This is a genomic window from Psychrobacter sp. 4Bb (genome assembly GCF_002836735.1).
Taxonomy (GTDB): domain Bacteria; phylum Pseudomonadota; class Gammaproteobacteria; order Pseudomonadales; family Moraxellaceae; genus Psychrobacter.
The window spans coordinates 157,736-171,150 of the sequence record NZ_PJAS01000071.1 but is presented as its reverse complement, the minus strand read 5'-3'; the positions used below and the strand labels follow the sequence as shown (position 1 = coordinate 171,150).

Annotated in this window: 10 protein-coding genes; 5 read left to right on the top strand and 5 right to left on the bottom strand. The window is 43.4% G+C overall.

All coding sequences use genetic code 11. The features are described from left to right. Positions 1-113 precede the first annotated feature (113 nt). The 5 genes from CXF60_RS10595 to ispH form a co-directional block, all read right to left on the bottom strand. A complete protein-coding gene (locus CXF60_RS10595) occupies positions 114-1,595 on the bottom strand; it encodes a C13 family peptidase (RefSeq protein ID WP_102091901.1) in 1,482 nt (493 codons plus the stop codon). A gap of 321 nt (positions 1,596-1,916) precedes the next feature. Further along, positions 1,917-3,878, bottom strand: coding sequence for a molecular chaperone HtpG (gene htpG / locus CXF60_RS10590; RefSeq protein ID WP_102091900.1), 1,962 nt, complete (start codon positions 3,876-3,878; stop codon positions 1,917-1,919). Between the two features lie 459 nt (positions 3,879-4,337). After that, positions 4,338-5,153 (bottom strand): thioesterase family protein, encoded by an 816-nt coding sequence (locus tag CXF60_RS10585; protein ID WP_102091899.1) that lies wholly within the window; start codon positions 5,151-5,153, stop codon positions 4,338-4,340. Positions 5,154-5,207: 54 nt separating this feature from the next. Beyond that, positions 5,208-5,456: a hypothetical protein gene (locus CXF60_RS10580; RefSeq protein WP_057761390.1), complete on the bottom strand. Its 249-nt coding sequence runs from the start codon at positions 5,454-5,456 to the stop codon at positions 5,208-5,210. Between the two features lie 59 nt (positions 5,457-5,515). After that, the gene (gene ispH / locus CXF60_RS10575) at positions 5,516-6,472 is read right to left on the bottom strand and encodes a 4-hydroxy-3-methylbut-2-enyl diphosphate reductase (RefSeq protein WP_102091898.1); all 957 of its coding nucleotides are present in this window, start codon (positions 6,470-6,472) and stop codon (positions 5,516-5,518) included. A gap of 373 nt (positions 6,473-6,845) precedes the next feature. On the opposite strand from ispH, the gene gmk reads away from it, so the two are divergent. The 5 genes from gmk to CXF60_RS10550 all read left to right on the top strand — a co-directional run bounded on the left by gmk (position 6,846) and on the right by CXF60_RS10550 (position 13,365). Next, complete coding sequence (gene gmk, locus CXF60_RS10570; RefSeq protein WP_102091897.1) at positions 6,846-7,472, top strand: guanylate kinase; 627 nt, start codon at positions 6,846-6,848, stop codon at positions 7,470-7,472. A gap of 164 nt (positions 7,473-7,636) precedes the next feature. Continuing rightward, a complete protein-coding gene (gene rpoZ / locus CXF60_RS10565; RefSeq protein ID WP_057761396.1) occupies positions 7,637-7,897 on the top strand; it encodes a DNA-directed RNA polymerase subunit omega in 261 nt (86 codons plus the stop codon). Positions 7,898-8,236: 339 nt separating this feature from the next. Continuing rightward, on the top strand, positions 8,237-10,435 hold the full coding sequence (locus CXF60_RS10560; RefSeq protein WP_057761397.1) for a RelA/SpoT family protein: 2,199 nt from the start codon (positions 8,237-8,239) through the stop codon (positions 10,433-10,435). Between the two features lie 113 nt (positions 10,436-10,548). Then, positions 10,549-10,929: a RidA family protein gene (locus tag CXF60_RS10555; RefSeq protein WP_057761400.1), complete on the top strand. Its 381-nt coding sequence runs from the start codon at positions 10,549-10,551 to the stop codon at positions 10,927-10,929. A 147-nt stretch (positions 10,930-11,076) separates the two neighbouring features. Next, on the top strand, positions 11,077-13,365 hold the full coding sequence (locus CXF60_RS10550) for a primosomal protein N' (RefSeq protein ID WP_102091896.1): 2,289 nt from the start codon (positions 11,077-11,079) through the stop codon (positions 13,363-13,365). Positions 13,366-13,415: the final 50 nt, after the last annotated feature.

Sequence of the window (13,415 nt, the reverse complement as noted above, 5' to 3'; positions counted from 1 at the left end):
TCTAATAGTAAATCTGATATTGGCATTTATTAAATGCCAAATCATACTTTGTATTTATTTAGCTATTCAATTGGCATTTATTAAATGCCAAATCATACTTTGTATTTATTTAGCTATTCAGCAGCTATCTCTACTTCGTCTACCGATATACTAGTAGCACTGTCAGGTAGAGTATTAACCGTTATAGAAGTAGCATTATTTGTAATACTAGCAACGGATGGCCGCGCCTTATCAAACAATACTTGCTCAAACGCAGGCAATGCTATCTCCATTAAACTACCAATGACCATTTGCGGCTCTGATGGCTCAAAGCCCATGGCGCTCTCACGCTCATTGACCCGTATACTGGCATCCTTAAAAGCCGACTCAAAACTGGTATTCCCTCGTAGACTTTCAGCAAAAAACGCTTGACCAAAATAGGTCATCTCAGCTGTGTTGGTGCAACCAAACGATGCTTTGTCAGCGGCTGACGCAGTAATCACTACCGTGGTTGGCGATGCCAATTCGTCAATAAACGAACCTGAGTAGCAGGCAGACACCACGATCACACGCCAGCGGATACCAGATGCGTCTAGCGCGTCACGCAACCATGTAGCATCTAAATTATCCATCGCAAGCGGCGGATTTGCCAACTGGACGATATCCTGATTACCATGTGAAGACAACGTTAGAAACAATACATCTTCATCAGCGTTCATCTGCTGACCGATTTTCTTTAGGCCGCGCAAAATGCTGGTCTTAGTAGCAATTGGTTCATCGAGCCAGCTATAAGTATTATTGATCAGCGATAGTGAATGCCCGCTGGTACCAAAACGTACATCAAACAACTCGCGTACCTTATTAATCTCGGAACGAAAGACGTTTTGATCTGAGAATCCTGCAACTCCCATAAAGTACCAGTCGGTTTTGCCATCGATACTCGGGTCTATACTATCCAATGCTTGCTGTAATAGGCGCGGCTGCTGATATAGTGCCGCCTCTTCTAGTACAGGCTCTACAGGTATTTGCTTAAAGATTGGCTGGTCTGCGACATTACGCTGCCAGATAGTCAGCAACGCTACCGCGCCAACCAATACAATGATTCGCTCCCACCATGGTATGCGCAGACGTCGGGAAAAAATCCAAAGCAACGCTAGCGTTTGCCATAAGAACAATACTAAAAACAGTACTGGTAAGAACGAATAACTCCAATTTGGCAACCAACCATAGCTACCAAAAAACTGCACCAAGCTCTGTAATAGGGCTGACAATGTATCAGCGACCAACCACAATACTACTGGTACAAATACCAATGCTTGGTTGCTCGCTCGCCGAGCCAAAATGATACCACCAAGCAAAATAATCATCGGCCAGATCAAATAACTGACCAATCCTTGCTCATTAAATATGCTGCCACTTTCAGCGGCTAACCATGAAAATAAGACATTACTACCAAGCGCCAATAGCGCAAATACAGCAAACTGTACAAAAGTGGGTTTAACCCAAGAAAAAGCCCGTGTTGAGCCTACCAGCATCCACAAGGTTGCAATAATATTGGCAGCGAAATTGAGCGAAAAACGCTGAAGCGAGACGGTTTTTAACGACGTAAGTGACAAAGACTTAGACCTCTAGCCAGTCGAGAAAAATAAAATGACTCAATGATAATTATCTTAATGTAACAGCCGCGCGGTGCAATCAATTGACGATTTTTTGTACAGCATGCAGACATCGATTTATATTGAATTCACGATGGAGTGATTATAGAAGATGACTAGCACTGCCTACTATTTTAGCTCGCTAATCTATCGCGATTGTAACGGATTGTCGGTTAAGAGGATAAGGCTGATTTGTAAAATTCACTTAAATTTGACTAAAAATTCAAATAAAAAAGGAGGCCTCTTATATAAAGCCTCCCTTTTTTTACTCATTACTAAACATTATCTCATCAATAGCTCATTGACGCGTTTTAGGTAAGCGGCTGGATCGTCTAGCTGACCGCCATCTGCCAATAATGCCTGATCAAAAATGACTTGCGCTAAATCATCGAATTGCTCACTGCTCTCAAGCTTCTTGATGAGTGGATGGTCAGGGTTTACTTCTAGCGTTGGCTTACTTGCTGGTACGTCCTGACCCATTTGCTGTAGCATCTGAATCATTTGCGGTGATAGCTCACCTTCACCAACAACCAAGCAAGCTGGACTATCGACTAAACGAGTAGACACTTTGACGTCTTTAGCACGCTCGCCCAATGCAGCCTTTAGTTTATCAACTACTGGCTTTAGCGTTTCTTGTGCTTTCTCTGCTTCCGCTTTTTCTGCTTCATCTTGCAAGTCGCCTAGGTCTACTGCGCCTTTCGCGATGTTTTGCAGCGGTGTCTCATCGAATGAGGTCAAGAAGTTCATTGCCCATTCATCAACACGGCTAGTCATCAAGATAACTTCGATGCCTTTTTTCTTGAATAACTCAAGTTGCGGGCTGTTTTTCGCAGCGGCTAGGTTATCAGCGGTGAGGTAATAGATGGCTTTTTGGCCATCTTTCATACGACCTTTATAATCTTCAAAGCTTGTTACCAAACCATCTTGGGTGCTAGTTGTATAACGCAATAGCTTAGCAATACGTTCTTGATTGCCTACGTCTTCGCCTAAACCTTCTTTGATAACATCACCGAACTCTGCATAGAACTGTGCAAATTTCTCTTGCTTGTCACTGTCTTCGCTATTAGCAAGACTTGCGAGTAAGGTCAAAATACGGCGAGCGTTACCATCACGAATAGATTTTACATCACGTGACTCTTGTAGAAGCTCACGGCTCACGTTCAATGGCAAGTCTGCTGAATCAATCACACCTTTCACAAAACGCAAATACATCGGTAGCAATTGCTCAGCTTCATCCATAATAAAGACGCGCTTCACATATAGCTTTAGACCGTGCTGCTGCTCACGAGTATATAGATCGACTGGCGCTTTTTTAGGGATATATAATAGCTGCGTATACTGTACGCGACCCTCTACACGGTTATGCGTCCAAGTAAGCGGCGCATCCATGTCATAAGAGATATTCTTATAGAAATCGACATACTCATCATCTTCAATTTCAGAGCTAGAGCGAGTCCATAGTGCACTGGCTTTGTTGATTGTTTCCCACTCATCAGTGAGTACCATCTGGCCACCAGCAGGTGTGTCGTCGTTTTCGTTTTCTTTTACGTCTTCTTGCAAGATCTCTTTACGCATTTGAATCGGCAAACTGATATGGTCAGAGTATTTATTAACCAAGCGCTTGATTTTGCTGCGATCTAAGTAGTTATCTTCGCCCTCGCTATATTCTTCTTTTAGATGCAAAGTAATCGCCGTACCGCGCATGTCTTTGGTAATAGGTTCAACAGTAAAACTACCAGTACCATCTGATACCCAGCGCACGCCTTTATCCGCAGGCTCACCCGCTTTACGTGACTCAACACTGATGGTATCAGCCACGATAAAACCTGAGTAAAAACCAACACCGAACTGACCAATCAATTGTCCGTCTTGTTTCTGTGATTCAGACAATTTGTCTAAAAACGCCTTGGTACCTGATTTAGCAATCGTACCTAAGTTTTCGATTGCATCGGCTTCGTTCATACCAATACCATTGTCGGTAAAGGTAATGGTTTTGGCGGCTTCGTCAACAGCGATGCGGATTTTTAATTCGCCATCATCTTCATAAAGGCTATCATCATTTGTGCCTTCAAAGCGCAACTTATCACAAGCATCCGACGCATTAGATACCAATTCGCGGACAAAAATATCAGCGTTAGAATATAGTGAATGCGTTACTAAATGCAGTAACTGCGCCACTTCCGCTTCAAACGTATGTTTTTTTAATTCTGGATTCAGACCTTCAGCTTGAGTTGCTTCACTCATAAAAACTCCTTTAAATTCTATGAAAGACCTATTATCAGATAACGATATACTCACTAAGGCCGCTCTCATAATGTTAGAGAATCTGCCGTATGTGATACCGTTAAACTGTCTATACTAATAGGGGCATTGAGAAAAAATTCAAGCTCAAAAGCCCTATTCAATAAAAAACACCGCGCTTGTTTACCAAGGCGGTGTTCTGGTATCAGTCATTTTTTAGCGTAAGAACAAAAGCTGACCACTATTCTGAATAAACCTCTATCAATAACTCCCAAATAGTCGTCAATTTTTTTGAAAATTGAGTATGTGCTTTCATAGTAACCTCTATGTCAATTGATATCGTTTGGTTGGTAATATCTTCTTAGTTACTATTAAAACCATTTCTCTAATATTTGTATAATTAATTGATTACAATATATCGTTTCGTTTTCCAAAATCACTAGATAGTTGATTCTTTCTCTTTTAACGTGGCATCGGACGAATAGTAAGGATTTGCTCACTACGACCAAAAGGGCCGTATACATCGTGCAATACCGCACTGGTCAATCCGATACCGTCGTCGCCATATTGTTGTACAGCCTCGATACCCAGCCAGCGACCTTTTGGCGAGCGATGCATATGGATTTGCAAATCAGTATTGGGAAACATCCATTCTAACTTAGACAAACCAAGACCCAATCTTGGTACAACACCATTGGCAGTATCGACCATACCTAACAGATGCACCAAATCATCAGTCGGCTCGCCTTCTATCATGTCGAGATCATTGGTAATCCATACCATACCGCGACCAGAACGGCGGTCTTCTGTCGCTACTAGACGTACGCTTTCAATAAAACCGCCCGGCCAGCCTTTCATACCTTCCCAAACTGGTAGTTCTTCAGGTTTGTATTCTGCTAGTTGATCTTCAAGTCCGGCAATCTCGCTGGTATCTTGAGTAATTAGTCGCCACGCTCTTGCAATGATAGCATCGCGGCCGCGGCTACTCATGACCGCTTCGACCAGCTCAATAGTCCTGCCAGGTCGGATACAGCGAGTAGTGATAGTAAAATCGTCAAGCGGTATTAGCCCCAAGATATCGAGGCTCACACGTGCAATACGAGTATTGGGTTGTGGCGCAAAGCTGTTGATCTCAGCTGTTAATAGGCCTGTTGCTGGCGCCATGTGCTGCTCATGCTCATTCCAAGCACCTTGTGCATGCTTGGTTGGCTGATAATGCGCCACACTAACACCGTCTTCTTGTAACTCTCGTTTGATAAATTTGTAATAAGCAGTCATAGCTATCCTATATTTGGCACTTTCATCTGTATTTTTTATTTATGCTTGTACTTTCTACTTATGGATAAGCTCTTGTTTTCTAAGCGTGAGAATACGGCGAGCTTTTTGTATGAAAAATAATAAACAGATCATAACTACTGCGAGCATCGCGTAGAAAAAGCTTTTTTCTGCCATAAACTTCATGATATTCATAAACAATACGAAAACCACTGCTGCCATCACTAGCATATTGAGTTTTAGTTGCTTGTTGACTTCAGCGAGCGTGGCCTCTGCCAATACAAATCTGGCTTTTGGTTCTTTCATGCGACCTTATCCATATAAATAATAGTTCATACAAATATAAATACAAACACGAATATTAGTTACTTACCAACCTGAGTGACAGGAATCCGCAATGCTTTCGGCAGACTAAACGTCACATTTTCTTCAATACCAGATAGCTCACTAGGTAGATCGCCACCCCAGTCTTGCAACTGTTGCAATACTTCTTGGATTAATACTTCGGGCGCAGATGCACCAGCGGTCACGCCTATACTCTGCACGCCATCTAACCAACGCTTGTCCATCTCACTGGCATTATCGATTAAATACGCTCGGCAATTCATACGCTCAGCCAGCTCTCGCAAGCGATTGGAGTTTGATGAGTTTGGTGAACCAACTACCAAGACTACTTCACAGCGACTGGCCAAATCTTTTACCGCATCTTGGCGGTTTTGAGTGGCGTAGCAAATGTCGTCTTTGCGAGGGCCTTGGATACTAGGAAATTTTTCACGCAGCGCATCGATGACTCGCGCAGTATCATCCATCGACAAAGTTGTCTGAGTCACAAATGCCAAGCGTTCAGCATCTTGTACAGTCAATGCGGCCACATCACCTTCATCTTCGACCAGATGAATCTGCCCACCATGGCGACGATTAAAGCGCCCCATAGTGCCTTCGACTTCCGGATGTCCTGCATGTCCTATCAACACGGCATCCATCCCATCTTGCGCAAACTTTGCCACTTCGATATGTACTTTAGTCACTAACGGGCATGTTGCATCAAACACAGTAATATCACGGCGACCAGCCTCATCTTCAACTGCTTTAGACACGCCGTGAGCAGAAAAGATAACAACAGATCCATCTGGCACTTCGTGAAGCTCTTCAACGAACACCGCACCACGATTGGCCAAGTCTGATACCACAAACTTATTATGCACAACTTCATGACGGACATAAATAGGCGGCTCGAAACGTGTCAATGCTTCATTAACAATCGCAATTGCACGGTCCACACCAGCACAAAACCCACGGGGATTGGCAAGATAAATTTGCATAAAAAGGCCTATCATTGGATAATTTATAGTTAAAACGTATTTTTGAATTTTTTATTCAAAAGTTAGGGCGAAATCAATGCTCTACTTTAGCATAATTTGCTTTTGTCGCTCTCTAAAATAGCTGTCTGCTCATAGCAATATTTTGTGGGCAAACCTCAGCATACTTACGACATATTGCAAAACCAGCTTTAACTTGTATAAAAGCAGTTTATAATAATGCATTTATTATAATTTCTATCGCCATACATGATGGCGTTTTTTATTTTTTCCAGTCTTTGTTTTTGACTGAGGCACTGCTTAACTTTTTATCAACACGCATTTATTACGATACATTTTACAAGTTACTAAGACACCTTCTATTAGGATAAATTGTATGACAGGTTCATTATTCATCGTTACTGCCGCTTCAGGTACTGGCAAGACCTCACTGGTTAAGCAATTGCTTGCGACCACCAATGACTTGACTGTCAGTGTCTCACATACGACTCGCGCACCACGCCCGGGCGAGATTGATGGTCAGCACTATCATTTCACAGATACCGATAGTTTTACCAATGGTATCAATGCAGGTCTATTTCTAGAGCATGCTGAAGTATTTGGTAACTATTATGGCACGTCAGAGGAAAGTGTTCGTACCCAGCTAGCGGCGGGTATTGACGTTATTTTAGAGATTGACTGGCAAGGCGCGACGCAAATCAGAAATATCTTTCCCGATGCCATTATGGTTTTTATTCTACCACCCAGCATTGCGACATTACGTCAACGTCTCTCAACCCGCGCGCAGGATTCTGTAGAAGTTATAGAGCGCCGTCTAGCTGGCGCGGTCACCGAAATGGCACAATATGTGAATGCCGACTATGTAGTGATCAATGATAATTTTGATGTAGCCTTAGCTGAGCTAAAAGCTATTATCGTGGCCGACAGGCAGACGCTTGGTCGTCAGCAGCAACGCTATCATCGCACGATTAGCAACTTGCTAAACACTCAAGTAGAAGAGTAAACTACGCACAAGCAGCTAATCTCGTAAGTAGATATAAAAAGCAACTACGCGACTTGGCAAAAAATGCTATAATATTTAGCTATCCCCCTTTGTATTTTTGATATTATTTTTATTGAGTGGCGGGCAAGGTCCGTTACTAATAGAAACAACCGAGGTAGCTATTTATGGCACGAGTGACGATTGAAGATTGTTTGGATAATGTTGATAATCGCTTTGAGCTAATTTTGGTCGCAAGCAAACGCGCCCGTCAATTGGCCAAAGGTATTGCCGAGCCGTTGGTTGACGTTGATAACGACAAGCCTACAGTATTGGCACTACGTGAAATTGCCGCTGGCAAAATCACACGCGACATCCTAAATCAGCCAGAGCATAATTTTGCTACTAGCTCATTAGATTTAGCACTGTCAGGCGACCACAGCTTCTAATAAGCTGTTTTGATAAGATGTATTTTATAAAGCCAATCGTGTTTTTATAAAATAAATACATATCTTGATCAACTATAGAGACCACAGCATAGGCTGTGGTTTTTTGGTTGTAATAATAATGTATTGGCTATTTTGGTCACCATTTATCCCCAAAATAGACCACTTAGTGAAGTTTTTTCATCGCCCACACGCTTATCAGTTGACATTGAAAGCGATTTGCGATTAATTAGAGAATGGCGTACTCATCCTTAAGTTTTGTATGGTAGGTCATTATTTAGCCTCCATTTGCTTCGGTAAGTGGCCCAACAAGTAGGTCATGGAAAATAGGATCATCATTTTATGAGTCAAACCCTACCCAAACTCAGTCATCACCTCGTCGATGATGCTCAATATAATTTACTACGTTCGGTAGGTTATCTCACTGCTGCTGAGCGCCGTGATATTGTTGATGCTTGTGAGTTCGGAGATATTGCGCACATTAAAGACAAGCGCAAATCAGGGGAACCTTATATCACGCATCCAATCGCTGTCGCTGAGATACTAGCGGGCTTTCGCTTAGATCGAGATACTATTATTGCAGCAATTTTGCATGATACGGTCGAAGACACTGAAGTCAGCGATGAGCAAATCAAGCAGCGTTATGGTGAAATTGTATCAAGATTGGTCGATGGTGTGACCAAGCTAAAGTCATCTTCGCATAACAAGCAGCAGAATAAAGCGGCCACCTTTCATAAAATTTTAACCGCCACTCTCGCTGACCCGCGTGTACTCATTATCAAGCTTGCTGACCGTCTACATAATATGTCTACGCTTGACGCAGTACGTCCTGAGAAGCAACGCACCACAGCTCAAGAAACCTTGGATTTTTATGTGCCATTTGCCCGATTAATGGGTCTGAATGATATTGCTGACTATATCGAAGTATTGTGTTATCGCAATTTAGACTCTGATATGTACAACAAGCTGTCCGATAAACTGCTACAGCATGGGCTTGGACGTAACTTTCAAAGAGAGTCCATTCATCGTTATTTGAGTATCGTGCTAAATAACTTGGATCTCAATGGTCTGGTCAAAGTGTTAGACAATCGCGTGGTGATATATCGTCAGTTTTTCCGCAATCGCGGTGAGATTAATGCGCTACTGCGTCACTACGCGTTTGAAATCGTCCTCGACAATATCGAAGCCTGTGACAAGCTGGCCTATTATTTGATCAAAAAATATCAGATTGATGATACCCATATTGCGGATAATATTCGTCGTCCGCTACCAGGCGGTAACCAGTCCCTTACCCTCATCTATGAGCGTGACAATGATGTGGTAAAAGTCACTATATTGACCAAGCAAATGCAGAGCGCTGCAAGACTTGGGGTCATCGGGGCAGAGCACGCATCTGATGTGAGTCAGTCGGTTATCCAAGCATCATTGCGCAACATGAAAGATTTGGTCGATGAAGATAATCTGAATGAAAACAGTCCTGATTTCTCAGCAGCAGTCTCTACTATTAATGAGCTGATGGATTATCTACACTCTAGTAAAATCATTTGTTATAGCCCTCAAGGGCGTGCTTACGAGCTTCCACAGGGTGCAACCGCGCTAGATTTTGCCTACGCGGTCGGACCTATGATTGGTAACGTTGCCGTTGGTGCAAATATCGATGGTAAAGCTGCAAAGCTCGGTACCGTGGTAAAAAATGGACAGTCCGTTGAGATAGAAGTGAACAGCCACTCAGAACCAAAAGCTGAGTGGTTGGGATTTGTAGTGACTAACAAAGCCCGTGAAGAGATTTTACGTTGGTTCAAAGATCTGTCTGTCGCTGACAAACAACACCATGGTAGACAGGCATTGGATCGTGCGCTCAGAACGCATCAGAAAAGCTTTGATGACTTAACAGACGCAGACTGGAAAGACCTGACTGAATGGCGTGGCCTAACTGAAAAAGATGCATTATTTGAACAAATAAGCTCAGGTACGCTGCTTCCTCAGCTAGTCGTGACACGTTTATTTAGCGATGAGCTGAGCGATCTACAGGCAAAAGTACATAGCGATGATATGACTCAACCGCAACAGCTGATTGCAAATGCTGCTGGCGTCGAGCTTGATTTTGCTAATTGCTGTCATCCAATATATGGCGACCCTATCGTAGGCCATTTATCACGTCATGGTTTGGTCGTTCATCGTCATAAATGTTTTTCACTGGATGATATCCGTAAGGACAATCCTTATCAGGTGATCCAGTTACGTTGGCGCAATGACAATGCAGTCAAACAAGGCGACATCGGTGAGCACGATCTAAAAAATAGCGGCAAGATTCGTTTTCCTGCTTACTTAAAGCTTTCTATTGCGCTTAGTGACGAGCAAATCAGTGAAGTTATCTATCACTTACGCCAGCTCAATATGGGTGTTGAAACCGTTGATGTTCGCAATACTGATACCATCATTCATATTGTAGTACGTAGTCGCAACCACTTAGCACAGGGTATTCGTGAACTGCGCTCCCTGCTAGGTTTCCCTAACATTATACGGTTATATCAATTATAATAAGCGCATTTGCTGATTTGCATCACTGATATAGTCGTGATGCAAATAGCTAAAATAGAACTGCTATTCTAGTAGAAATGAATCACTCACATAAAATATAAAAGGGACACCCCATGACTCGTCAAACTATCCAAACTGATAAAGCACCTGCAGCAGTCGGCACCTATTCTCAAGCTGTAAAAGTCGGTAATACTGTTTATATCTCAGGTCAGCTTGGTTTTGATCCTGACACGATGGAACTAAGAGAAGGTTTTAAAGCACAGGCTGAGCAAGTATTTGAAAACATCAAAGCTATCTGTGAAGCAGCTGGTGGCAGTCTAAATGACGTGGTCAAATTCAATGTATCTTTGACTGACTTGAGTGATTTTGCTGTCTTGAACGAAGTGTTTGTCGCCAATCTAAGCGAGCCATATCCTGCCCGCGCTGCCGTCCAAGTAGCTGCTCTACCTAAAGGTGGTGTGGTAGAAATTGAGTCTATTCTTTATATCGAATAAGATGATATTTAATGCTTAATATTAGGTGCTAATTTTAACAACAGCCTATAAGTCATATCACCATAAGCTTAGCATCATGCTAAGCTTATTGGTCTCCGTTCTATTATTCTGATCTCATATTCACCTAATAAGACTGCGAAGCCGTTTATGTTGGTACAAGTTGCTCTACCCGTTCCCCTTTATCGGGTGTTTGACTATAGCCTACCAGCTGATATGCTTGCTTTGCCAGACAGTGCGATACCGCAAATCGGCAGCCGCGTTGAGGTTTCGTTTGGTCGTCAGACTCTGATTGGTATTGTAATTGCTCATATTTCACAAGACGATAGCAGCGTACCTGTCAATAAAATCAAACCCATCAATAAATGTCTAGATGCTGAGCCTATTTTGGACTTGGACATGCTCAAGCTTGCCTATTGGTTAGCCCGCTATTACCACTATCCGCTTGGCGATGTGTTAGCAGTTATCCTGCCAAGTCTTGTCCGTCAAGGCAAACCATTAGACTTGCTGATTACCCATTGGCGCATTTTGCCTCATATCACTGATGATGATTTTCGAGCCAATGCTAAAAAACAAAAGCAGCAGTTCGACATGCTAAAGCTACATGGTCAGCATGGCGCAAGCGAAGATGTATTGCTACTAGAAGGTGTGCAACGAGCATTTTTAAAGACGCTAGAAGATAAAGGGTTAGTCGAGCGCTATATTCAGCCAAAACAAGTACCTGTTCCAGTTAAACTGGCAAAAATGCCACTTGATCTCAATGATGAGCAGAAACTTGCTGTCGACGCTATTATTGCTGCACACGAATCCGATACTTATACTGGTTTTTTGCTCAACGGTATTACTGGTAGTGGTAAAACCGAAGTCTATCTGCAAGCGATGCAAGCCGTACTAAAGGCTGGTAAACAAGTCCTTATTTTGGTACCAGAGATTGGCCTCACACCGCAAACGCGGGCAAGATTTGCCAGTCGGTTTGCCGCCCATATTGTGCTATTACACTCTGGCATGACTAACACTCATCGCTTACAAGGTTGGCAAGACTGCCGCACGGGGCATGCACAAATCGTTATCGGCACACGTTCAGCTGTGCTATATCCTTTCGCAGACTTAGGCCTGATTGTCGTTGATGAGGCACATGATGGCTCGTATAAGCAACAAGACACGTTACGTTATCATGCCGCTGATGTCGCTCTCTATCGAGGTTTGCAATACAAAATCCCAGTGATACTTGGTACTGCCACACCTTCTCTTGAGCATTTAAAACTGGTCGATGATGGCAAACTAGCAGAATACCAACTGCTTACTCGTCCGGGCAATGCCAAACCTGCAACCATGCAACTGATCGATGCTCGCTTGCAAAGTACCCATCAACAAGCACAAGATGACGGTGCGCGCTATGATACAGGGCTGACAGATGCCATGATCGGGGCGATACGGCAAACGCTAGAGGCTGGTGATCAGGTATTGATATTTTTGAATCGTCGTGGCTATGCACCTGTTCTATTGTGCGAGGCTTGTGGCTGGCAAGCAGATTGTCCGCGCTGTGACGCGCACCTGACCGTTCACTATAATAGCCAATCCCAGCGAAACAGTTATTCAAGCAACTCTTATTTGAAATGCCATCATTGCGATTGGCAAGCCTATATCCCTACCGTATGCCCTGATTGTGGCAGTCAAAACCTAGATGCCAAAGGTATGGGAACGACAAGGCTTAGCGAAAATCTACACGCAATCTTTGCCAACCCCCAAACCAGCAAAGAGCTCTATCCGATTATTCAAATAGACCGTGATACCACAAGACGCAAAGACAGTTGGGAAAATATTTACGAGCAAATCAATAAAGGCAACCCTGCCATATTAGTCGGTACACAGATGGTTGCCAAAGGTCATCACTTCCCCAACGTTACGTTGGTTTGCTTACCCAATGCTGATCGCGGATTTTTATCAGCAGACTTCCGCTCACCAGAGCATACCGCACAGCTCATGATTCAGGTAGCTGGCCGTGCTGGTCGAGGTGACAAAGCTGGCCGCGTATTGATTCAAACGTTGCAGCCTGATAACGAGTTACTATTAAAACTGGTCAAAGACGGCTACTTGTCATTCGCGCGCGAGCTACTGCAAGAACGTCAAATGATGGGCTTACCTCCTCATCGACATGCTGCATTGATACGCTGCGAAGGTAAAACATTAGCAGCTACTACTCAAGCACTCAAGGATGCTATTGCGCATTTGCCGAATGCTCATAACCTCGCTGTTCTCGGTCCTATTGATGCGCCCATGAGTAAAAAGAACAGCCGCTATCATGCACAGCTTTTGCTATTGGCTAAAGACCGTCGTCAATTGCACCATGTGTTAGGACAGTGGTGGCAGCCAGTGCTTGCCCTACCAAGCGCTAAATACCTTAAGCTTACTTTGGACATTGATCCTGTCGGTTGGTAGTTCTCACGCAGCTCTCAACAAATGGGTGCATATCTTTCTACTCATCTCCT